The 22,851-nt window shown below is 66.5% G+C and carries 20 protein-coding genes and 1 pseudogene; 12 read left to right on the top strand and 9 right to left on the bottom strand.

What is annotated here, in order from left to right; genetic code table 11:
- A pseudogene (locus ASE66_RS14805) lies at positions 1 to 275 on the top strand (hypothetical protein); the annotation flags it as partial.
- On the opposite strand, the gene ASE66_RS14810 reads toward ASE66_RS14805, so the two are convergent.
- Genes ASE66_RS14810 through ASE66_RS31400 form a run of 3 tightly spaced genes read right to left on the bottom strand, consistent with a single transcriptional unit; the run spans position 276 to position 3,009 of the window.
- Entirely contained in the window at positions 276 to 2,087 is a 1,812-nt protein-coding gene (locus tag ASE66_RS14810; RefSeq protein WP_244494928.1) for a CoA-transferase, read from the bottom strand.
- Positions 2,084 to 2,863: an enoyl-CoA hydratase/isomerase family protein gene (locus ASE66_RS14815; RefSeq protein WP_057190474.1), complete on the bottom strand. Its 780-nt coding sequence runs from the start codon at positions 2,861 to 2,863 to the stop codon at positions 2,084 to 2,086. The genes ASE66_RS14810 and ASE66_RS14815 overlap by 4 nt, the downstream gene beginning before the upstream one ends.
- A gap of 2 nt (positions 2,864 to 2,865) precedes the next feature.
- Complete coding sequence (locus ASE66_RS31400) at positions 2,866 to 3,009, bottom strand: hypothetical protein (RefSeq protein WP_244494929.1); 144 nt, start codon at positions 3,007 to 3,009, stop codon at positions 2,866 to 2,868.
- A 68-nt stretch (positions 3,010 to 3,077) separates the two neighbouring features.
- On the opposite strand from ASE66_RS31400, the gene ASE66_RS14820 reads away from it, so the two are divergent.
- From ASE66_RS14820 to hemC, 4 genes are all read left to right on the top strand, one after another.
- Positions 3,078 to 3,476, top strand: a complete 399-nt coding sequence (locus ASE66_RS14820; RefSeq protein ID WP_200964602.1) for an aspartate/glutamate racemase family protein — start codon at positions 3,078 to 3,080, stop codon at positions 3,474 to 3,476.
- A 53-nt stretch (positions 3,477 to 3,529) separates the two neighbouring features.
- A complete protein-coding gene (locus ASE66_RS14825) occupies positions 3,530 to 4,225 on the top strand; it encodes a GntR family transcriptional regulator (RefSeq protein ID WP_057190475.1) in 696 nt (231 codons plus the stop codon).
- Positions 4,222 to 5,625, top strand: a complete 1,404-nt coding sequence (hydA, locus tag ASE66_RS14830) for a dihydropyrimidinase (protein ID WP_057190476.1) — start codon at positions 4,222 to 4,224, stop codon at positions 5,623 to 5,625. The genes ASE66_RS14825 and hydA overlap by 4 nt, the downstream gene beginning before the upstream one ends.
- Positions 5,626 to 6,183: 558 nt before the next feature.
- Positions 6,184 to 7,128 carry a hydroxymethylbilane synthase gene (gene hemC, locus ASE66_RS14835; RefSeq protein WP_057190477.1) on the top strand — a complete coding sequence of 315 codons (945 nt, stop codon included), beginning with the start codon at positions 6,184 to 6,186 and terminating at the stop codon, positions 7,126 to 7,128.
- A 15-nt stretch (positions 7,129 to 7,143) separates the two neighbouring features.
- Here the strand turns inward: hemC and ASE66_RS14840 are convergent, their stop codons facing one another.
- Positions 7,144 to 8,448 (bottom strand): aspartate aminotransferase family protein, encoded by a 1,305-nt coding sequence (locus ASE66_RS14840; RefSeq protein WP_057190478.1) that lies wholly within the window; start codon positions 8,446 to 8,448, stop codon positions 7,144 to 7,146.
- 146 nt (positions 8,449 to 8,594) lie between these two features.
- Between ASE66_RS14840 and ASE66_RS14845 the strand changes: the two genes are divergently transcribed.
- Positions 8,595 to 9,407 (top strand): GntR family transcriptional regulator, encoded by an 813-nt coding sequence (locus ASE66_RS14845; RefSeq protein ID WP_082613464.1) that lies wholly within the window; start codon positions 8,595 to 8,597, stop codon positions 9,405 to 9,407.
- A gap of 23 nt (positions 9,408 to 9,430) precedes the next feature.
- Here ASE66_RS14845 and ASE66_RS14850 read toward each other — a convergent pair whose 3' ends face one another.
- Positions 9,431 to 10,981 (bottom strand): aldehyde dehydrogenase, encoded by a 1,551-nt coding sequence (locus ASE66_RS14850; protein WP_082613465.1) that lies wholly within the window; start codon positions 10,979 to 10,981, stop codon positions 9,431 to 9,433.
- Between the two features lie 176 nt (positions 10,982 to 11,157).
- On the opposite strand from ASE66_RS14850, the gene ASE66_RS14855 reads away from it, so the two are divergent.
- From ASE66_RS14855 to ASE66_RS14880, 6 genes are all read left to right on the top strand, one after another.
- Positions 11,158 to 12,195: an ABC transporter substrate-binding protein gene (locus ASE66_RS14855; RefSeq protein WP_162262490.1), complete on the top strand. Its 1,038-nt coding sequence runs from the start codon at positions 11,158 to 11,160 to the stop codon at positions 12,193 to 12,195.
- Positions 12,196 to 12,222: 27 nt separating this feature from the next.
- Positions 12,223 to 13,401, top strand: a complete 1,179-nt coding sequence (locus ASE66_RS14860) for an ABC transporter permease (protein WP_057190481.1) — start codon at positions 12,223 to 12,225, stop codon at positions 13,399 to 13,401.
- Between the two features lie 3 nt (positions 13,402 to 13,404).
- The gene (locus tag ASE66_RS14865) at positions 13,405 to 14,250 is read left to right on the top strand and encodes an ABC transporter permease (RefSeq protein WP_057190482.1); all 846 of its coding nucleotides are present in this window, start codon (positions 13,405 to 13,407) and stop codon (positions 14,248 to 14,250) included.
- Positions 14,251 to 14,258: 8 nt separating this feature from the next.
- The gene (locus ASE66_RS14870; RefSeq protein WP_057190483.1) at positions 14,259 to 15,347 is read left to right on the top strand and encodes an ABC transporter ATP-binding protein; all 1,089 of its coding nucleotides are present in this window, start codon (positions 14,259 to 14,261) and stop codon (positions 15,345 to 15,347) included.
- 88 nt (positions 15,348 to 15,435) lie between these two features.
- Positions 15,436 to 16,614 carry an FAD-dependent monooxygenase gene (locus tag ASE66_RS14875; protein ID WP_057190484.1) on the top strand — a complete coding sequence of 393 codons (1,179 nt, stop codon included), beginning with the start codon at positions 15,436 to 15,438 and terminating at the stop codon, positions 16,612 to 16,614.
- 14 nt (positions 16,615 to 16,628) lie between these two features.
- Entirely contained in the window at positions 16,629 to 17,366 is a 738-nt protein-coding gene (locus tag ASE66_RS14880) for a hypothetical protein (RefSeq protein WP_057190485.1), read from the top strand.
- A 12-nt stretch (positions 17,367 to 17,378) separates the two neighbouring features.
- Here the strand turns inward: ASE66_RS14880 and ASE66_RS14885 are convergent, their stop codons facing one another.
- The 4 genes from ASE66_RS14885 to acnA form a co-directional block, all read right to left on the bottom strand.
- Positions 17,379 to 17,777: a RidA family protein gene (locus ASE66_RS14885; protein WP_057190486.1), complete on the bottom strand. Its 399-nt coding sequence runs from the start codon at positions 17,775 to 17,777 to the stop codon at positions 17,379 to 17,381.
- A gap of 163 nt (positions 17,778 to 17,940) precedes the next feature.
- The gene (locus tag ASE66_RS14890) at positions 17,941 to 18,672 is read right to left on the bottom strand and encodes an isochorismatase family protein (protein ID WP_057190487.1); all 732 of its coding nucleotides are present in this window, start codon (positions 18,670 to 18,672) and stop codon (positions 17,941 to 17,943) included.
- A gap of 22 nt (positions 18,673 to 18,694) precedes the next feature.
- A complete protein-coding gene (locus ASE66_RS14895) occupies positions 18,695 to 20,056 on the bottom strand; it encodes a dihydroorotase (protein WP_057190488.1) in 1,362 nt (453 codons plus the stop codon).
- The gene (gene acnA / locus ASE66_RS14900) at positions 20,053 to 22,758 is read right to left on the bottom strand and encodes an aconitate hydratase AcnA (protein WP_057190566.1); all 2,706 of its coding nucleotides are present in this window, start codon (positions 22,756 to 22,758) and stop codon (positions 20,053 to 20,055) included. Before acnA ends, ASE66_RS14895 begins: the two co-directional genes overlap by 4 nt.
- Positions 22,759 to 22,851 lie beyond the last annotated feature (93 nt).

Consider the following 22,851-nt stretch of genomic DNA (forward strand, 5'->3'; position numbering starts at 1 on the left):
GCCAAGACGATCCGTCGGGCTTGATCGCTCGACGGAAAGATGGTGCCCGCCTCCCTAAACCAACCGCTTCTGTGGACTGGAGGATGCCCTCTGGCTCGGGCCCGCCCTTCGTCCGCATCAGCCGCTCCCTGATCGTCAACCTGGATCAATTGGAGCAGGTGGAATGGCAGGAGGCCGGGCGCTGCAGCGTACCCCTCGGCGGCGACATCGGGCCTGTCACGCCCGGCCGCATCGCAGCCGTCGGCTTCGGCAATGCATCGACAGCCACCGGATGATCAGCGCCTAGCTTGGGCATGGCTTCGCGCTGCGGCACTGCCCTGGATGCAGCGATCCACGAATTCACTGTCGAGACCTAATATCTCGCTGAGAAGCGCCGTACGCCCCTTAGCGTTGACGAATTCGAGGCGGCGCAGGCCCAGCGGATCGATACGGTTGCGCAAGAGCGCCAGCACGTCCGTATCGGGCGCCCTTAGGGAGCGGCACTCCGGATCGACCGAAACCGGGAAGCCGGTTGCTTCCCGGACGTGCTCGAGCGTCACGCCGGGCATGGTTTCGATAATGACGAGCTGGCGTGTTTCGGAGTCGAGCCGGAAGACGCAGAGGTCAGTGAAGACGAGCGACCGGCCGGTGCGATAGCCATGTGGGGAGCGTTCGGCTTCGGTCAGCAGCCCGCGTGCCGAACTGGCGATCTCGACGTCGTCGACCACGGAAAGCGGCGAGTGACGCGGCACGTAGAGCAGGTAGTCGCGATGCATGTTGGCGACATCGGCCATGCCGCCTTGCCCCGGTAGCCGGATAAAGCCGCCGGATGGCTTGTCGATGGCGATCGTGTTGACCCGGCCGCGGCGGTCGACCTTGGCGGCGGCGACGATCTCATGCGTCACGGCGCCGGCCTGGTAGTAGGTCGAATAGGTGTCGTCGCCGCCGGCATGGGCCGCGGCCGTTTCACCGTCGAGGCTTTCGAGCAGCGACAGGATCATCGGGCTGGGTGCGACGTCGAGATGGCCGCAACTCATCGTGGCGATCATCATCCCGGGCGCATGTGTCGCCTTGGCCAGCCGATAGGCGACATTGGCCAACGGCGAGACGGCGCCGGCGCTGGCAAAGCTGTCATCGTCGAGTTCCGCGGCAATGCGCGCGGCAAGGATCTCGTCGATCGAGGCAGGCGCGGGGGCCGGCAGGATTGCCGGGCTGGCGATATCGGCCGCGACCGCGTTCACCGTCGCAGCGTCGATCTTCGCTGCCCTGACGACCTCGGCGGGCACTCCTTCGACAGGTGCCGAAACGCTCTGGGACAGACGCCGCCCGGTATCGCCGAAGGCCTGCGAGAGCCGCGCATAGTCGGTGACATAGAATGGCAGGCAGGAGGTCGGGTAGGCGGCGCCGGGCGCCAAGGCAATCGCCGTGACCTGATTGCGGGTGAGCACCGTCTGGCGCCCGGCTTGCGCCAGAGCGCCGACGGGCACGATCTCTTCGACCGTCACGAGCACCTGCCGGGCTGCGCCCACCATGGCCACATCCAGGGCCCTGGGTCCGAGGATCTGGACGTTGCCGCTCTCGTCGGCGCGCTGGGCGTGCAGGACAAGCGTGTCGAGCCGCAGTGCGGGCACGAAAGCCGTCACCTCGCCATCGATCGCATCAGGCGCCAGCTTCACGCCCGGAACGCGTGCCAGCATCTCCGAGCCGGCTGGCGGCTGGAACGGCAATGAAGGCAGGTTCTGCTGGGCAGCCCTGAGCGCCTGGATCATCGCCAGCGCCGTCCAGTCCCTGACGGGCAGGGCCGTGGTCTCGGCAGCCTTACGAAAGCGCGGGGGCAAGCCGAAGATGTCGAGGCTCGAAAAACAGGTGTCGATCTCGGTGACCGCCTCGGCCTCCAGAAGCAATTCCAGGGGCAGGCCGCCGGCCCATGAAACGTAGCGCAAGCCCTTGGCGCCACGCCCGGTGATCGCATTGATCAAGGCGATCGGAAGGCGCGCAAAATGGTGGCCGCCGACGCCGAATACGTCGCGATCGCGGACCAGGCCGGCAAGGCCGGCGAGATCCGTGAAAAGCGGACTGTTGGGCTTGACGAGGGATATGCGGCTCACGGCTTTGCTTTCGCGCTGCTTCTTTGCGCGAACTCCTGGATGCGGGCTTGGCCGATCTTGCTGCGGTAGAGCTCCCCCACGAGGCCGCGCTCCATGGCAAGGCCGGCCGCGAGATCGCCGGAGAAGGCGTGTGCCGTCAGCCGCTTCAGGCCTTCGACAGCCGCCGGTGGCTCGGCCGCGATCGCTTCGGCCAGTTCAATGGCGCGCGGCAGCAAGGCCGCGACATCGACGATCTCGGCGACCAGGCCGGCGACAACGAAATCGGAGGCCGGGACGATCGCGCCGGTCAGCAGCAGCATGTTGGCGCGGTTGCGGCCCAGCTTGGCGACGCTGCGCTGCGTGCCGCCACCACCGGGGATCAGGCCGAGCTTTATCTCAGGTAGACCAAGCTTGGCGTACTGGTTGGCGAGGACGATGTCGCAGCACAGCACCAGCTCCATGCCGCCGCCCAGCGCGAAGCCGTTGACCGCGGCGATCACCGGCTTGGCATTGCTCTCGATCGCCGCATACATGCGCGTCCCCGCCGCCTGGAAGGCGTCGAACTCAGCGTCCGTCTGCGCCGCATACTCCTTGATGTCGGCTCCCGCCATGAAACCGCGGCCCTCGCCCGTGACGACGATGGCGCCGATGTCGGGACTGCCGGACAGGGCTTCGAAGGTGGCGGTGATCTCGCCCTGCATGAGCCTGTTCATGGCATTGAGCTGGTCGGCGCGACGGAAGGTGACCAGCGCGACGCGGCCCTTCGTTTCGACGGTGAGCGTCTGGTAGTTCGCCACGGCTATGCCTCGTCGACGGTCATGTCGCCGTCCGCCTCCAGGGCGGCGATCTCGGTGCTGGAGAAGCCGAACTCGGCCAGGATCTCGCGACCATGCTGGCCCACCAGCGGCGCAGGACGCTCGATGCGGGCCGGCGTCTCGCTCATGCGGACCGCCGGCGCGACGACCTTGACGTTGCCGCCGCGGGGATGATCTGAACCGCCTGATCGAGGCGATGGGCGTCCGGCGTCTCGGGCTCGTGACGCCCTATACCCGCGACGTGCAGCGGAAGATCATGGCCAACTACGCCGCGCTCGGCATTGAGACCGTCGCCGAGCGGCATAGCGGCCGCTCGGACAATTTCTCCTTCGCGGAGGTTTCGGAGGCCGAGATCGCCGCGATGTGCCGCGAGGTCGCCGTCGCGCGGCCGGACGCCATCGCCATCGTCTGCACCAATATGCGCGGGCCGCTGATCGCGCCGGAGCTCGAACAGGAACTCGGCATTCCGATCCTGGATTCGGTCGCCTTCACGCTGTGGGGGTGTCTCGACGTGATGGAGGTGGATATGCTGCCCTTGCGCAAGTTCGGCCGGATGTTCGCCTGCCCACCCGCCCCTTTGTTCGCATCCGCATGAGGCAAGCTGTGCGAGCATTCTCGGCATTTCCGGAGGAGGAAGACGTGCCGAGTATGGTGCCCCCGACTTTGCACGACCGCTTGATCGTGCGGTTGCGGGCCATCTTCCTCAACGGTGAGCTTCCGGAAGGCAGCCGCATCCCCGAAGTCGCGCTCAGCGAGCGGTTCGGCGTATCCCGGACGCCGCTGCGCGAGGCGCTCAAGGTGATGGCCGCCGAGGGCTTCGTGATCCTGCGCCCGAACCGGGGAGCGGTGGTCGCACCGATCGATCCGACCGAGGTCGCCCCACTCGTCGAGTTCAAGGGCGCCCTGGAGCGCCTAATCGGCCTGCTCGTTCCGCTTCGCGCCAGCGAGGCGGACATCGCGGAGCTCGAAGGGCTGCACCTGGATCTCGGCGAGGCCCTGATGCGGCAGGACCATGCCGCCTATACCCGCATCAACTATGCCTTCCACCAGCGCCTGGCACAGGCGACGCGGAACCCAGTGCTCGTGCAGAACTACGAGGCAGTGCAGCAGAAGATCTGGCGCTACCGCTTCACCATCAACGAGCTCTCCGAGCGGCTGGCCGCCTCCTATGCCGAGCATGCGGGCATCATGGTCGCCCTGCGCGCCCGCACCCGGCTGGATCTGGCCGAGCGCCTGGAGGAGCACAACCGCCTGACCGGTGAGGCGATGGCGCAGGCTCTCGCCACCAGCGGCAGGTTCGGCCCCTCCCAGAAAAAGAGCCGCAGACGGAGCCGGTCAGTATGACCCAGTTCGACACGATCATCCGCGGCGGGCGCATTTCGACGGCGTCGGATACCTTTCATTGCGATATCGGCATAAGGGAGGGCCGCATCACTGCACTGGGCGAGCGGCTCGGCAATGCCGACACCGTCGTCGACGCCGCGGGCAAATGGGTGCTGCCCGGCGGGATCGACAGCCATGTGCATGTCTCGCAGCCTTCCGGCGAGGGCATCGTCATGGCCGACGATTTCGAGAGCGCGACCCGCTCGGCGGCGCTCGGCGGCAACACCACCATACTGCCATTCTGTACACAGGAGAGCGGCGTTTCCCTGCGGGAGAGTGTGAAGGCTTATCACGCGAAGGCCGAGGGGGCCTGCTACACGGATGTCGCCTTCCATCTGATCATTTCCGATCCGACCGAAACCGTACTAGGCCAGGAGCTGCCGGCGCTCGTGCGCGACGGCTACACCTCCTTCAAGGTGTTCATGACCTATGAGGGCCTGGCGCTCAGCGATCTCGATATGCTCAAGGTCATGGCGGTGGCGCGCGATACGCGTGCCCTCGTCATGGTCCATGCTGAGAACTACGACGTCATCCGCTACCTGACCGACCAGCTCGAACAGGCGGGGCGGACGGCGCCGCGCTTCCATGCCACCTCGCGCCCGATCATTGCCGAGCGGGAGGCGACTTATCGAGCAATCTCGCTGGCCGAATTGTCGGATATCCCGCTGATGGTCGTGCATGTCTCCAATCGCGAGACGATGGAGGAGATCAGGCGGGCACAGCAGAAGGGTCTCAAGATCTTCGCCGAGACCTGCCCGCAATACCTGACGCTGACCGCGGGGGATCTCGACGGCCTCAACATGGAGGGCGCCAAATATGTCTGCTCGCCGCCGCCGCGTGATGCGCAGAGCCAGCTCGCCTGCTGGGAAGGCCTCCAGCAGGGCGTGTTCTCCGTCTTCTCGTCGGACCATTGCCCGTTCCGCTATGACGACCCGCAGGGCAAGCTCGCACCGAAGGGCCGGACCAGCTTCCGCTGGGTGCCGAACGGCATTCCGGGAGTGGGCGCGCGCCTGCCGATCCTGTTCTCGGAAGGCGTCGTCAAAGGACGGATCGACATCAACCGTTTCGTCGCGCTGACCGCGACCAGTCACGCCAAGATGTATGGACTCTACCCACGGAAGGGAACGATCGCGGTGGGAGCCGACGCCGACATCGCCATCTGGGATCCGTTGATCGAGCAGACGCTGACGCATGCGATGGTGAACGACGGTTCCGATTATACACCCTACGAAGGCATGAGGATCACCGGCTGGCCCGTGACGACCCTCGTGCGTGGGGAGATCGTCGCGCGCGACGGCAGGATCGAGGCCCGGAAGGGGCATGGAGCCTATCTCAAGCGCGCCATCAGCCAGTTTGCCTGAGATGTTTGTTCAACGTCCCGGAGGGCGAGGCATCCCCAAGAGTCCGAGGTTTCGCATAAACATTGGATCCGTCCGGAAACTGTCCTCCAATCCAATGTTCCAAAAAGCCGTTGCGGTGCAGAGAGTCCGGTGATGTGGCTCGTTCTCGCACTTTGCCATAGGCCGGGAGCCGTTCCCATGTCGAATAATCAGCAAGGTCTGTGGGGTGCCTCCGTTCCGCCCCGGCCCCATCGCTTTGCCCTTGTCCCCATCTGCATCGCCTGGACGCCATGGCGCACTGGAAAGCCGTCACCGGCGTCGCTGCCCGGCAGGCCAAATGCACCTCTTCACGCCCGCCTGAAGTTAACGTGACAACGCCGGGTCGAGTTGCGGCAGCCCTCCGGACGGCCGGAAGCACCCTGAAAGCGAGAAATTCCGGCAGCGCAAAGGCGCGGGCGGCGGGTCACCATGATCGCTCTCCAAATGCGGTTGACGAATTGCCGCACTTTCTTGCCGGGCAAGTAACTGCTAATCAGCGCGGGAAATCGCGCGGATGCAGCGCACAAAGGCCGGAAAAATATGCTTCTTCGCGTCGGCACCCGTCGTAGCCCCCTTGCTATGACTCAAACCAATTTTGTAATTGGTGCAATTCAAGAACAATTCCCCGATATCCAATTTGAAGTCCGCCCAATCTCGACCGTTGCTGACCGCGACAGGGTTTCCGAATTTCATCAGTTCGGCATGATCGGTGTCTTCACCACGGAGCACGAAGACCAGTTGCTCCGCAAGGACGTCGATTTCGTCGTTCATTCCCTCAAGGACCTGCCGACAGTTCTGCGCGACGGGCTGGTGCTGGCGTCGGTGCCCAAGCGCGAGGACCCTCGCGATGTCCTCTGTGGATCGACGCTCGAGGGCTTGCGGCCAGGCGCAAGGGTTGGAACTGGGTCGCTGCGTCGCCGCGCGCAGATCTTGAGCCTGCGGCCGGATGTGACCGTCGTTCCCATTCGTGGGAACATCGGTCCTCGGCTTGCCAAGATCGAGGGGGACGACGCGCTCGATGCCGTCATCTTGGCTCAAGCCGGCCTCGAACGTCTCGGCCTGAGCAACAAGACGGCCGAGCTCCTCGACCCTTATCTGTTTCCCTATGCCGTCGGCCAGGGAGCCCTCGGCATCGAGGCGCGCGGCGAGCATACCGAGCTCGTCGAGATTCTGCATGCGATCGAATGCAAGACGACCAGAGCCGAGGTTGATGCCGAGCGCGAGATGATGCATGCGCTGGGCGCGGGCTGCAGCCTGCCCGTGGGCGCCTTCTGCAACTGGAAGGAAGAGCGCCTGATCCTGCAGGCTCAGATCACGTCGCTCGATGGCGAGGAACGCGTCGTCGCCATCGAGGACGAGCCCGGAGACCGGGCGAAGGAACTCGGCCTCGCTGCCGCCGAAACACTGAAGATCTGCGGCGGCGAGAAGATTCTGCAATCGAGCTATCGGGAATTCTGCAGCCACTTCAAGATGCTGCAATCCTGAAGAAGCCGCATCGGTTCACGCGGCCTTCGCATGCGCCACGGCGTCCACAGCCGCGGCGATCGCAGCTTCGGTTGCCTCGATATCGGCCAGGCTGTGCGCGGCGGAGAGGTAGCAGAGACCACGCGGCAAGGTCTGCACTCCTTCCCTGAGGAGCGCGCCGGTGAATAGCAACGTGTTCTCTTTGTCGACCTGTGCCGTATCGCGCAGCGTCTCGATTGCCGCCTCGGCGGCGAAAATCTGCAAGGCGGCCCCGGCCTGCCGCGCGCGGACCGGAACACCCCTCAAGGTGGCCCGATCGCTCAGGAAGCGGCACAGCCGGCCGGCAAAGGCGTCCATCCGAGCATAGATCTCGTTGTGCCCGTCCCGTAGCTCCTCAAGGCAAGCGATGGCTGCCGCCACGGAGAGCGGATTGCCGTTGAAGGTGCCGCGATGCATCAGGCGCCCACTTGAAAGAACCTCCATCGCTGCACGACTGCCCGAGACCGCGCTGATCGGCAGTCCGGCGCCGAGCGCCTTGCCGAGCACGCTGAGATCCGGCGTCACGCCATAACGTTCCTGCGCGCCGCCGAGAGCGAGGCGGAAGCCGGTGATCACCTCGTCGAAGATCAGCAGCGCCCCACAGCGCTGCGTCGCAGTCCGCAGCCGCTCCAGGAAGCCGGCCGGCGGCTCGAAGCAGCCGCCATTGATCGCGACCGGCTCGACGATGACGGCGGCGAAGCTGGAATCGAGCACGGCCTCGACCTGCTCGGCATCGCCCCAATCCAGCAGCGTCACGCTCTGGGCCGCCTGCGGGTCCTGGCCGAGGGCGGAGGCGCCGTCCTGTCCGATCGCATTGCCGACATGGATGCCGTCGGCCCAGCCGTGGTAATTGGCCCGGAACTTCACGATTTTGACGCGGCCCGTCGCGGCCCGTGCGACGCGCAAGGCGAGTTGGATCGCTTCTGTGCCGGTGCTGACGAAGCTCGTCTGCTCGGCCGAGGGCACGCAGGCCGCGATCAGCTCCGCCAGTTCCGCCTCGCCGCGATGCACGCTCGCGGTCCGCAGGCCGCGGCTCAACTCGTTCTGAATGGCCGCGATCACGGAAGGGGGCGTATGGCCCAGGATCAGCGGGCCGTAACCCAGGGCGTAGTCGATGAAACGATTGCCGTCGACGTCGACGACATGAGCGCCGTCGCCGCGCTCCATGACGATTGCCACGGGGCGCTGCGTCGCGCGCGGGGTCGACGAGACACCGAAGGCGAGATGGGACAGCGCGCTCTTGCGATGTGCATAGGAGCCGGCGAAGCGCTGGCGGTCTGCGGCGTCGAGGCTGTCTCTCATCACTCGTCTCACATGGGCGTCAAATCGACTCAATAAGTATCAATGATATAAACATAATACAACGTCCGTTCGCGAGCAGTTGGGCTGATTGGTATTCCCGACCATACATGCTAGCGGTTCCTCACGCGAAACGGGAAAGGTAACCCATGGCAAGACCGCAGACGGGTATGGCGGCGGAGCGGTCTTCGTCGGAGCGAGACGTCATCCCGCTCTATCATCGCGTCTACGTCATGCTGCTCCAGAAGATCATGGACGGCTCCTATCCAGCCGGTTCTCCCATCCCGAGCGAAGACGACCTCGCCGAGACCTTCAGCGTATCGCGCGTGACCATCCGCAAGGCGATGGAAAGGCTGGAGCGTGAAGGGCGCGTCCTGCGTCAGCGCGGACGTGGTACCTTCCCGCTGACGCCGGCCAACGAGGCCGGCGAACCCGCGAGTCAACTGCTCAACAACCAGATTTCGCTCGCCCGCAAGACGAAGATCGCCTTGCTCGAATACGGTTTCGTCCGGCCCTCGCCATTGCTCGCCCAGACCTTCGACATCGCCGAAGGCACAGAGCTGCTGCGGATCGCGCGCGTCCGCGGCGATGAGCGCTCGCCGATCTCCCACACGATCTGCTACCTCCCTGCCGACCTCGCGCCGCTGGTGCCGCGCACCGCGATTTCATCGCTGCCGGTTTCCGCCACGCTCGCCGCGGCGGGCGTCAAGCTCGCCCGCTTCGAGGAGAAGATCACGGCCGTGCTCGCCGATTCCGACATCGCGCCGCATCTCGACGTCGCGATCGGCACACCGCTCGTGGCGATGACCCGCCATGTCCGCGACGAGGATGGGCGGCTGATCGAGCTGCTGCAGGCGCTCTACCGGCCCGACCGCTACGAATACCGCGTCCAGTATTCGATCGACGGCCAGAACCTTGGCACGCCCTGGAAGGCAATGATCACCGACAGCGGCAGTTCCTGAGGAGCCGCTGTCGGGCTGGGGCGTCAGCGGCGGATGAACGGGTTCGGGATGTCCGTCGCCGTCGAGATCCAGACGCTCTTGGTCTCCATGTACTCCCTGATGCCGGCGATGCCACCCTCGCGGCCGACACCGCTCATCTTGAAGCCGCCGAAGGGCGAGGTCGTGCTGGTCGAACGATAGTTGTTGACCCAGACCGTTCCGGCGCGAACGCGTTTCGCCATGGTCAGCGCCCGGCGCATCGACTGCGTCCAGATGCCGGCCGCCAGGCCGAACTGCGTGTCGTTGGCGATGCGTACCGCATCATCCTCGTCCTTGAAGCGGATCACTGACAGGACCGGGCCGAACACCTCCTCCTGGGCGATGCGCATGCCGTTCTTCACGTCGACGAAGATGGTCGGCTTGAAGAAGAGCCCCTTCGGATAGCCTGGCACCGAGGCCGGCTCGCCGCCGGCGACGAGCCGCGCGCCTTCCGATTTGGCGATCTCGACATAGGACTTGATCTTCTCCAGCTGCGGCCTGGTCGAGATCGGCGCGACCTGCGTTTCCGGATCGGATGGGTGGCCGAACCTGACATCGGCGATGAAGGCTTTCAGCCGCTCGACGAAGGCGTCGTGGATCGTCTCCTGCACCAGAAGGCGCGAGCCGGCGACGCAGGTCTGGCCGGACGCGGCGAAAATGCCGGCGACGGCGCCCTTCACGGCCTGGTCGAGCTCGGCGTCGTCGAAGATGATGTTCGGCGATTTGCCGCCGAGCTCCAGCGTTACCCGCTTCATGTGGCGGGCGGCCTTCTCGTTGATCATGCGCCCGGCTTCCGGCCCGCCGGTGAAAGCGATGCGCTCGACCAGCGGGTGACTGATCAGCGCGTCGCCGACTTCGGCGCCATAGCCGGTGATGACATTGACGACACCCTTCGGGAAACCGGCCGCCTCGACCAGTTTGACGAATTCGAGCAGCGAGGCCGAGGTGAACTCGGACGGCTTCAGCACGACGGTGCAGCCCGCCGCGAGCGCGGGCGCCAGCTTGAGACTGGTCAGCGGCAACGGCGAATTCCACGGCATGATGCAGGCGACCACGCCGATCGGCTCAAGCGTGGTGTAGTTGAACACGCCGGGCTTGTCGGTCGGGATCACCGTGCCTTCGATCTTATCGGCCAGCCCGCCGTAATAGTAATAGTAGTTCGCCATATAGCGCATCTGCATCGACAGCTCGGCGAGGAGCTTGCCGTTGTCGCGCATCTCGACCCGCGCCAGCCAGTCGGCGTTCTCGGTGATGAGGTCGCCGAGCTTGCGCATCAGCGCGCCGCGCCCCGAAGCCGACAGGGCCGGCCATGCCCCTTCCGAGAAGGCGCGATGCGCCGCCGTGACCGCCCGCTCGACATCGGCGGCGTCGCCGCGCGCCACCCAGGCCCAGTCCTCGCCCGTCACCGGATCGGAGGTTTCGAGCCAGGCATTGCTCGCCGGATCGACGAAAGCGCCGTCGATATAATGCTGATAGCGATAGCGCTGGTCCGGGTCCTGCTTGGTCGGGCGGATCGTGGGCGAGATCGGATCGAGCGAGAGCGTGGCTGCGGTCATCGGAGGTCCCTGGAGAGCACGGCGTCGGGTTGCCGTTGACAGATATGTATCATCATCATATCAAAAATACCAATACGCTTGTCACAGGGGTGACGGGCGGCTTGACGCGGCAGCCGGGACTGCTGTCGATGGCCGTCAAACCCGGGCTAGATATCCACAAGAACGAGGGGATCAGCATGAAGACGACGAGATTTGCCCAGGCGGGGCTGTGTGCGCTCGGCCTGACGATGGCGGCGGTTCCGGCCCTGGCGCGCGACCTGATGGTCGTCGGCTTCGGCGGCGGCTTCCAGGACAATGCCCGCAAGCACCTGTTCCAGGGCTACGCGGCCGAGAAGGGCATGAAGGTCGCCGACGACGTCTATAACGGCGAGATGGCCAAGATCTATTCGATGGTGAAGTCGAACGACGTCACCTACGACGTGATCATGGTCGAGGCGCCCGAGCTTGCCCGCGGCTGCGAGGACGGCGTCTTCGAGAAGCTCGACTGGAGCGTCATCGACCAGAAGAAGTTCATCCCCGGCGGCACCACAGCCTGCGGCGCCGGCGCCGTCGGCTGGGGCGTCAGCCTGTTCTACGATCAGGCCCGCATCGCCACTGGCCCGGCGAGCTATGCCGAGCTCTGGGACGTCCAGAAATTCCCGGGCAAGCGCTCGCTGCGTTCCGGCGCCAAGATGACGCTCGAGATCGCGCTGCTCGCCGACGGCGTGCCGGCCGCCGAGGTCTACAAGGTGCTGGCGACGCCGGAGGGGCAGAAGCGCGCCTTCGCCAAGCTCGATCAGCTCAAGCCCCATGTCGTCTGGTGGAAGTCGGGCACGCAGCCGCTGCAGCTCGTCGGCTCCGGCGAGGCTGCCTATGCGGTCGGCTATGTCGGGCGCACGATCCGCGCCAATGAGGGCGGCGCCAAGTACCCGGTGCAGTGGAACACCCTGCTGTTCTCGTTCGACTACTGGGCCGTGGTGCGCAACTCGCCGAACAAGGCCGAGGGCATGAAGCTGATCAACTTCATGACCGACGAGAAGCCGCTGACCAATCTGGCGCAGGACTGGGCCGTGTCGCCGGCCAACACTGCCGTCGCCAACAACCCCGAGGTCATCAAGAAGAACCCGGGCATGGTCGCCAACCATGCCAAGGAAGGCGTCTTCATCAACACCGAGTTCTGGGTCGAGCACGGTGAGGATCTTGAGGCCCGCTTCAACGCCTGGCTGGCGAAGTAACGCTGCAATCCGGCGCGAGGGCTCGGCATGTCACGACGGAACCTGCTGGCGGCGGCGCTGATCGCGCCTCTGCTGCTCCTGGTCACGCTGAGCTTCCTCGTGCCGCTCGGCGCGACGCTTTACCGGGCGGTCGATGATGCGGAGTTCTCGGCCGCTCTGCCCCGCACCGCCGCGCTGCTGCGCAGCTGGGACGGCAATGGCCTGCCTCCCGACGAAGCCTTCGCCAGCATCGTCGAGGAGCTGCGCACCGCGCAGCAGAACCAGGAGGCCGGGGCTGTCCTCAGCCGCCTGAACTTCGAGGAGACCGGCCTGCGCAGCCTTTTGCTGCAAGCCGCGCGCGCCTCGACACGCCTTGCTCCGCCGGTCAAAGAGAGCCTGATCGCGCTCAATCCGCGCTGGGGTGAGCCCGAACTCTGGCGTCTGTACAAGCGTGCGACGGGCCCCTGGACCTCGCTCTATCTGCTGCGCTCGCTCGATATGCGCCCGACCGACAAGGGCATCGTCCATGCCGGCGCCGAGGACGCGGTCTTCCTGCCGCTGTTCTGGCGCACCTTCGAGATCAGCCTGATCGTGACGGTGATCTGCGCGCTCCTGGCCTATCCGGTCGCCTACACCCTCTCGATCCTGCCGCAGGGCTGGGCCAATGCCGGCATGATGCTGGTGCTGATCCCGTTCTGGACCTCGATCCTAGTGCGGACCACCGCCTGGTTCATCATCCTGCAGCGCGAGGGGCCGATCAACGCGCTGCTGCTCGCTTTCGACATCGTCAACCAGCCGCTGACGATGATCTTCACCCGCTTCGCCGTCTATCTCGCGATGGTCCATGTGCTGTTGCCCTTCGCCATCCTGCCGCTCTACGGCGTGATGAAGGGGATCAAGCCCGACTATATGCGTGCCGCCGCCTCGCTCGGCGCGCCGGGTTGGCGCCGCTTCCTGCGCATTTACCTGCCGCTGACCATGCCCGGCGTCGCCGCCGGCTCGCTGATGGTGTTCATGCTCTCGGTAGGCTTCTACATCACGCCCGCCCTGGTCGGCGGCTCCGGCGACCAGATGGTCAGCTACTTCATCGCCTTCTTCACCAACACCTCGGTGAACTGGGGCATGGCGGCCGCGCTGGCGACCTTGCTGATGGTGATGACGGCGCTGCTCGTCGTCGTCGCGCGCCTGATCGTGCCCGGCTTCCGCTCCGGCAGCGTGAAAGTCTGAGCGATGACCAGTACATCGGCCCCCGCTCCGCGCAAGACGGTCACCGCCGGGCGCCTCGCACTCGCCTTTGCCACGAGCCTGATCCTGCTCTTCCTCGTGGCCCCGATCGTCGTCGTCTTCCCGCTCTCGCTGTCCTCCGGCGAATTGCTGGTGCTGCCGACGCCGGGCTACTCGCTGCGCTGGTACGAAGACTTCTTCAGCTCCAGCCGCTGGCTCAGCGCCACCTGGAACAGCTTCGTCGTCGGCATCGCCACCATGGTTCTGGCGACGCTGCTCGGCACGCTCGCCGCCTTCGGCATCTACCTTGGCCGCTTCCGCGGCAAGGCGCTGCTGCTCGCCATCCTGTCGCTGCCGATGGTGACGCCGGTCATCGTCACCGCCATCGCCATGTATTTCGCGCTGTCACTCGTCGGACTCGGCTCGACTCTGACCGGCCTGATCCTCGCCCATACCGTGTTGTCGGTGCCCTTCGTGCTTTTGACCGTGCTGGCCTCGCTGCAGACCTTCGATCAGAACCTCCTGCGTGCTGCCGCCAGCCTCGGCGCCAATCCGGCCATCGCCTTCCGCCGCGTGGTGCTGCCGCTGATCGCGCCCGGCGTGGCGACGGGGGCGCTCTTTGCCTTCGCGACCTCCTTCGACGAGTTGATCGTGGCGCTGTTCATCGCCAGCCCCGGCCAGTTCACCTTGCCGCGGCAGATGTATGCCGGCCTGCGCGAGTTCCTCAGCCCCACCATCGCCGCCGCCGCCGTGCTGCTGATCCTCTTCTCGGTGCTGCTGCTGGCCCTGAACGAATTCATCCGGAAGCGCGCCCAGGCTCGCGGGGTCTCTCCCTCCGGACCGACCGCATGAGTGCGAGCATGAGCAACCCCATCATCGTCTTCGACAAGGTCACCAAGAGCTATGACGGCGCGACGCAGGTCGTGAAGTCGCTCGATTTCGCGGTCGAGCGCGGCGAGTTCGTCACGCTGCTCGGCCCCTCCGGCTCGGGCAAGACCACGACGTTGATGATGCTGGCCGGCTTCGAGGATCCCTCCGGCGGCACGATCACCTTCGACGGCCGGCCGCTGAACAACGTACCGGCCCATCGGCGCGGCATCGGCGTGGTCTTCCAGAACTACGCGCTGTTCCCGCATATGAGCGTCGCCGCCAACCTCGCCTTCCCGATGGAGATGCAGGGCGTCGGCCGGGCCGAGCGCGAGGAGCGGGTGCGCGGTGCGCTCGACATGGTCAAGCTCGGCCATCTCGCCGACCGACGCCCGATGCAGCTCTCCGGCGGCCAGCAGCAGCGCGTCGCGCTGGCCCGCGCTCTGGTCTTCCGGCCCAAGCTCGTGCTGATGGACGAGCCGCTCGGCGCGCTCGACAAGCAATTGCGCGAGCACATGCAGCTCGAGATCAAGCATATCCACGAGCAACTTGGCGTCACCGTGGTCTACGTCACCCACGACCAGGGCGAGGCGCTGACCATGTCGAACCGCGTCGCGGTCTTCCATCACGGCCGCATCCAGCAACTCGCGCCGCCGAACGAGATCTACGAGAAACCGGCCAACGCCTTCGTCGCCTCCTTCATCGGCGAGAACAACCGGCTCGACGGCACCATAGCCGCGCGCGACGGCGCCCATTGCCGCTTACGCCTCTCCGATGGCAGCGAGGTTCGCGCCATGGCCGGCACCGATCTGCCGGTCGGCGCTCCGGCCGTGCTGGCCCTGCGGCCCGAGAAGGTCCTGATCGGCCCGGTCGCGGCCGGCGAGAACCGTTTCGAGGCTGCGATCGAGGAGTTGGTCTATTACGGCGACCATACCCGCCTGCGCCTGCGGCTCGGCGGCTCCGACAGCTTCACCGCGCGCCTGACCTTCCGCGACGGGCTGCCCACCTTGCAGCGTGGCGATCTCATTCCGGTCGGCTGGGCGACGGCGAATTGCCTCGTGCTCAGCCCCGAAGAGGCCTGACGGCGGCGCCGCGCCACGCTTGCCAAAACATATTAAGTAGCATACTTAATACATATGCAGAGCGCCATGCGCCGCTGCGGAGGACACCATGACTGCCAGCCTGAAAACCCAAGTGATCGTCGCCGGCGCCGGGCCGGTCGGGCTCGTCGCGGCCTTGATCCTTGCCAAGGCGGGCGTCGACGTCGTCGTGCTCGAGAAGCGCGCCGGCCTCACCGCCGCCTCCAAGGCCTCGACCTTCCACCCGGCGACGCTGGAGATCCTCGACGGCCTGGGCGTGCTGACGCCGATGCTGGCCGAGGGCGAGATCGTCAAGCGCATCCAGTACCGCACGCCGGCGGGCCCCTTCGCCGAGTTCATCCTCGCCGATCTCGCCGAGCGCACGCCCTTTCCCTTCCGGCTGCATCTGGAGCAGGCGCAGCTGACGCCGCTGCTGCTGGCGCAGATCGAGGAGCACCCCAATGCCCGCGTTCTGTTCGGCGCCGGCTTCGAAGCGCTGACGCAGGACGAGAACGGCGTCACCGTCACCGCCGACCGTGACGGCGAGGCGCTGACCATCGCCGCCGACTACCTCCTCGGTACCGACGGTGCCCGCAGCGCCGTGCGCGACGCCCTCGGCGTCGCCTTCGACGGCATGGTCTATCCGCACAAGGTCCTGCGCGTGATGACGTCGGACGATCTCGATGCGGTGCTCCCCGGGGTCGCGCCGATCACCTATCTGCACAACGGCCCGAAATCGCTGAGCTTCCTCAAGATGCCGGATTGCTGGCGCATCATCATCCGCGTGCCGGGCGACGTGCCGGACGAGACCGCGCTCCAGGACGGCTGGTTCGCCGATCGCATCCGCGAGGTCATGCCGAGCTGGACCACGCCGCCGACGGTGCTCGGCCGCGACGTCTACGGCGCCAGCCGCCGTGTCGCCTCGCATTACCATGTCGGCCGGGCCTTCCTCGCCGGCGACGGCGCCCATGTCACCAACACCCGCGGCGGCATGAACATGAACTGCGGCATCCATGATGCGCAGGCCCTGGCGCAGGCCATGATCCGCGCGCTGCGCGAGCGGCGGCCGGAGCTCGTCGTCGCAGCCGCCGCCGAGCGCAAGCGCGTTGCCGAGGAGATGCTGATCCCGCGTACCGACCGCAACGTCGCCGGCGGCGAGGACTGGCTGCAGAAGGTCCGCGAGCTCGCCGCCTCGCGCAGCAGCGCGATCGACTATCTCGCCGCTGCCGCGATGCTCGACATGCTCGAACGTCCCGCCCGCGCCGCCTGAGGACACCCGACATCATGGATCTCGCCCAACTCGCCACGCAGCCCGCACTCGCCGTGCTCGTTCCGCCGGCCAACCCGACCGTCGAGCCGGAGATGAACCGGTTGATCCCCTCGGGGGCCCGGCTCTACGCCGCGCGCCTGCCGGTCATGCCGGACACCACGCTGGAGCAGCGCAACCGCGCCTATATCGCCTCCTACGAGCCGGCCCTGAAGACCTTCGGCAGCCTGAAGCTCAATGCCGCGACGGTCGCCCTGACCGGGCCGAGCTACCGGCTCGGCGCCGGCGCCGACGATGCATTGGCGGCGTGTCTCTCCGATGCGTCGGGCTTTCCCGTCGAGACCGCGAGCGGGGCGATCCGCCATGCGCTGAAGGCAATCGGCGCGAGACGCATCTGCCTGTTCTCGCCCTATCCGGCCTGGCTGACCGAGGAGGCTGCCGGCTACTGGACCGGCGCCGGCTTCACCGTTGCCCAGGTGGTCAAGGTCTCCGAGACTTTCCGCGCCTATGAGCTGACGACGGAAGAGGTCGAGGAAGCCCTGCGCCAGGTCGAGACCGCCGGCATCGACGCCATCGTCATGAGCGGCACCGGCATGATCACCTTGCCGGCCATGGTAGCGCGCGCCGAAGGCTCAGGCCCGCCGCTGCTCTCGTCAAATCTCTGCTGCGCTTGGTGGATGATGAAACAGGTGGGCGTGAAGCCCGGCGCGTTGTTCACGCGGGCCTGCTCGCCGTTGAGCGCGACGCTGGGCTGAGCGAGGCCCGGCTCAGCGCCCGGGGCAGTGGGCGACGCATTTGATCTCGACCAGCAGGCCGGGGTGAGCGAGCTCGGAGACGCCGATCCGCGTCCAGGCATAGCCTTCGCGCGGAACGAGGTGGTTCTTGACCTTGCGGAACACGTCCATGTGGCGCGCCATCCCGACATGATAAGTGGTGACGTCGACCATGTCGGCGAAGCCGCAGCCGGCCGCCTCCAGCACGATCCGGACATTCTCCCAGGCGGCCGCGAACTGCTCCGCCGGGTCCTCGATCACCTGCAAATCGGGCGTGCGGCCGACCTGGCCCACGACATAGACGATCTCGCCGACGCGCACGGCCGGCGCATAGCCTGCCCGCTCGACGATGGCGCGCATCGATTCCGGGACGATGATCTCGCGATCGGCCATGGCTACGGTTCCTCCCCCGGTTGTCGACTTACATTCAGGTCATCCCGGGCGACCGAAAGGAGACCCGGGATCCATGCCTGAACCTCTTTCGGGTAAGCTCCGGAATGGATCCCGGATCTCGGCTTCGCTGCGCCCGGGATGACCCGCAATATGCGAGGAAGCTTCAGCCCGAAACGCCTGCCGGCAGATCATCGCGGACGGAAAGGCCGCCGAGATAATCCTTCACCTCGGCGGACGGGATCACGTCGGCATATTTGCAGTTGAGATCGAACAGGTTGATCGCGTGGCTCGCCTGGAAGCGGTCGAACGCGGTCTCCTCCGGGATCACCACCTTGAAGTTATAGGAATAGGCATCGACCGCCGTCGCCCGCAGGCAGCCCGAGGTGGTGCAGCCGGTCAGGATCAGCGTGTCGACGTCGAAGAAATTGAGATGGCTCATGAAGATGGTGCCAAAGAAGCAGGACGGCTTGCGCTTGCCGATGCGGATGTCCTGCGGGCGCGGCGCCAGAGGCGCGACGGTCTGGGTCGCGTGCGTGCCTTCAGTCGAGGTCTTCTCGGCGCCGCGATGATTCTTGCCGACCTGCACGCCGGAATCGATCATGTCCGGCCGGCGAGCGCTCTCGGTATAGAAGACCGGGATGTTCTTCTCACGAGCCATCTCCAGCAGCGGCACGATGTGCTCGACCGCAGCCCAGGCCTCGGGGCCGCAATGCGTGCGGTACTGCTTGAGGCCTTCCAGGATGTCCTCCGGCTTGTCGCCGCAGAAATTGTACTGGACGTCGATGATGAACAGGGCCGGCCGCTTGCCGAAGCCGCCGCGCTTGCCGTAACCGGCCTGCGCATAGACCTGCTTGTCGCGCTCGGTCAGGAAATCGTCCCAGATTCGCTTGGTCATCGTCTTTGAGCCTTTGAGGTCTTCAGGAGCGGTGCAGATAACGGCCGGCCGGCGTCGCGCGGGCCTGGGGATCGACGGCGCCGTCGCTGGCGATGACGCGGCCGCGCAGGATGGTGCGCACGGGCGCGCCCTTGAAGCGCATGCCTTCATAGGGCGAGTAGTCGGAGAAGGATTCCTGCGTCGACGGATCGACCACGATCTCCTTGTCCGGATCGACGACGACGAGGTCTGCATCCATGCCGACGGCGATGTGGCCCTTGTTCGGGATCGAATAGAGCTTCGCGACATTGGCGCTGGTCACGGCGGCGATCTGCTCGATCGGCAGATCGCGCTTGTGCACGCCCTCATGGATCAAGACCGGCAGCAGCGTGCCGATGCCAGGGAAGCCGGCGGACGCCTTCCAGATGTCCGGCCCCTTGGTCTCGCGCTTGCGCGGCACATGGTCGGAGCCGATGGTCGAGATCGTGCCGTCGCGCACGCCCTCCCACAGCGCCTCGACATCGGTGGCCGAGCGCAGTGGCGGATTGACCTTGCCGAGGAAGCCGATCGGCGACTGGCTGGTCAGCGCGAGATAATGGCTGCAGGTCTCGACATGGATCGGCGCGCGGCCGGGCCGCTTCGCCCGGCGCACGATCTCCAGGCTCTCGGCGCTCGACATGTGCACGATATTGACCGGGCACTGCGCCTTCTCGCCGAAATAGATCACGCGGAAGACGTTCTCGGCCTCGAGGAAGCCGGGGCTCTGCTCATCCCAGACCGGCAGGTCGTTGCGGCCGGCGGCCTTCAGCGGCTCGCGGAAGACCGGGATGACCTCGACATTCTCGCAATGGACGCCGACGACGCCGCCCTTGATCCGCGCGCCCTGTAGCAGTGCCCGGTAGAGCAGGCCGTCATCGATCTCGGTGAAGCCCTTCGCGGCGCCCGAGGCGCCCTTGTACATCAGGTAGACCTTGATCGAGGTGACGCCGAAGTGCTCGGCGCAGTCCGGCAGCGTCTCGATGTGCAGCTTGCTGGTGACGCCGAAATGGAAGCCGAAATCGATCAGTGACTGGCTCTCGCCCCGCTCCTTCCACGGCCCGGTCGACTGGCGCAGGTCGTTGGAGCGGTGGAAGGTCATCATCCCGGTGACACCGCCGATTGCGGCGGAGCGCGACTCCGTCTCGAAATCGGTCTCGTTCGAGCCGAAGCCGATATGGGTATGCGGGTCGATCAGTCCCGGCATCACCCATTTGCCACGGCAATCGATCACCTGCCTGGCGCTCGCCTGCTCGCCCGGCGCCAGCAGCGCGGCGATGCGCCCGTCCTTGACCGCGACCGAGCCGGTGCGGACTCCGACGCCCGGGAAGACGATCTCGCCTCCCGCCAGCAAGAGATCGAAACTCATGGATGCTCCGTGACCAGGACCGGCGCGACGCGCCGGGTGAAAAAGGCGAGAACCTCGGCCATGATGCCGCCGGCGCGCAGGCAGGCGCGCTCGCTCATGGTCGAGACATCGGCCGTGACCGTGAAATGGATCGGCCCGGAAGCGCCGGTGGCGGTGACGATTGCCGAGGCGGTGCCGTCGATCGCGGCGACCAGCCCGTCGATGTCGAGGCTCTCGCTGCCATCGAGGCCGAGCTGACGCCAGCCTTCGCCGTCGGCGAAGCGCAGGGGCACCACACCCATGCCGATCAGGTTGGAGCGGTGGATGCGCTCATAGCTCTCGGCGATGACGGCGCGCACCCCGAGCAGGGCCGAGCCCTTGGCCGCCCAGTCGCGGCTGGAGCCCATGCCGTAGTCCTTGCCGCCGAGCACGATCAGCGGCGTTCTGCGCTCGGCATAGGCTGTTGCGGCTTCATGGACAGAGACGACCTCGCCGTCCGGCTGGAGCTGCGTCCAGCCACCCTCCCGGCCGGGCACCATCTGGTTCTTGATGCGCAGGTTGGCGAAGGTCGCGCGCGCCATCACCTCGTGATTGCAGCGCCGGCCGACATAGGTGTTGAACGCCTTCGGCTCGATGCCGAGCCCGATCAGATAGCGCCCCGCCGGACTGTCGACCGGGATCTCGCCGCTCGGCGAGATGTGGTCGGTGGTCAGCGAGTCGCCGTAGGCGCCGAGCACGCGCGCGCCATGCAGGGCATCCGGCACGCCTTCACGCGCCCGCTCGCGGGCGAGCTCCAGGAAAGGCGGCTCGACCAGATAGCTCGATTGCGGGTTCCAGCCGAAGCGCAGCCCGCTCGACGCGGCAAGCTCGTCCCAGAGCAAGCTCGACGGCATGTCGCCATAGACCTCGCGGAACAGCCGGGCATCACCGGCGCGCGCCGCGAGCGTGGCGATCTCGGCTTCGTCCGGCCAGAGATCGGCAAGGCGGACTGGCTTCTCCGCATCCGCTCCGTTGAGGGGCTCGCTTTCGAGATCGATGTCGATGCGCCCAGCGAGCGCGAAGGCGACGACCAGCGGCGGCGACATGATGTAGTTGGCTCGCACCTGCCGGTGGATGCGGCCCTCGAAATTGCGGTTGCCCGAGAGCGCGGCGGCCGCGACCAGGCCGCCCGCATCGATCGCCTGCGCCATCACCGGCAGCAGAGGGCCGGACTTGCCGCCGCAGGTGGTGCAGCCATAACCGACGACGCCGAAGCCGAGCTGCTCCAGCGACGCCAGCAGGCCGAGCTCGTCGAGATAGCGCGTCACCACGCGCGAGCCCGGCGCCAGCGAGGTCTTGACCCAGTCCGGGACCGTGAGCCCGGCAGCCACCGCATTGCGCGCCAGCAGTCCGGCCGCGATCATTACCGCCGGGTTGGAGGTGTTGGTGCAGGCGGTGATCGCCGCGAGCGCGAGCGCGCCATGCCGGAGCGCAGCAGGGCCGGCAGGTGTCGAGACCTGAACGGCCGCGGCGGGATCGGCGGCGAAACCACCTTCGGCCAGCGGTTGCGGCAGCCTTCCTGTGAAATCACCCGCCACGGCAGCAAGGTCGAGCCGGTCCTGCGGCCGGCGCGGCCCGGCGACGCTGCGGCCGACCTTGGCAAGGTCGATCTCGACGACGCGGGAATAATCCGGGTCGGCCAGGCCCGGCTCGCGGAACATGGCATTGGCCCGCGCATAGGCCTCGACGAAGGCGGCCTGCTCCGGCGAGCGCGTGCGGGCAAGATAGGCGATGGTCTGCGCGTCGATCGGAAAGAAGCCGGCAGTCGCGCCGTATTCCGGCGCCATATTGGCGAGCGTCGCCCTGGATGGCACCGACAGCGTCGCCGCGCCCGGCCCGAAATATTCGATCACGGTCGCAACAACGCGCTCGCGCCGCAGCCGCTCGGTGACGGTGAGGACGAGGTCGGTCGTGGTCGCGCCGGCGGGCAGCGCCCCGACGAGCCTGACGCCGACGAATTCCGGCACCGGGAAGACATAGGGCTGGCCGAGCATCGCGGCTTGCGCCTCGATGCCACCAACGCCCCAGCCGAGCACGCCGATGCCGTTGATCATCGGCGTGTGGGAATCGCCGCCGATGACGAAGTCGGGGCAGGCGATCTCGCCGAGCGATGTCGCGACCCGCGTGACGACGGGGGCGATGTGCTCCAGATTGACCTGATGGATGATGCCGGTGCCGGGCGGGTAGACGCGGACGGAGCGGAAGGCCTGCTGCGCCCATTTCAGGAAGCTGTAGCGCTCGCCATTACGCTCGAACTCGCGCGCCATGTTGCGCGCCATCGCGTCGGGCGCGGCGGAGACGTCGACCTGCAGCGAATGGTCGACGATGACGTCGACGGGAATGCGCGGCTCGACGCTGGCCGGATCACAACCCGCTTCGGCGACGGCGTCGCGCAGCGAAGCCAGGTCGAGCAGCACCGGCAGGCCGCTCGAATCCGGCAGGATGACGCGGCCGACGGTAAGCGGCACGCCGACGCCGTGGTTGTCGCGCCAATGCAGCATCGCCGCGACGGCGTCCGCACCGATATTGGGATCGCAGAGCCTGCCCCGTTCGAGATTCTCGACGAAGACGCGGCAGGCATAGGGCAGCGTGGTGAGGGCGACGCCGGAACGCTCAGCCGCACGGGCGACCGAGGCGTAAGCTCCGGCCGCAGCATCGGTCGCCAAGGTATCATCGGACGTCATGACGCCGGCCATTCCGCGGCTCGTATCGTTCAACACCCTCGAAAAATGCGAGGAGGGTCCAATAATGTCAACACTTTCAGAAAAGTATTTTTC

Origin of the sequence: Allobosea sp. Root483D1 (assembly GCF_001429505.1) — a bacterium.
Classification (GTDB): Bacteria; Pseudomonadota; Alphaproteobacteria; order Rhizobiales; family Beijerinckiaceae; genus Allobosea.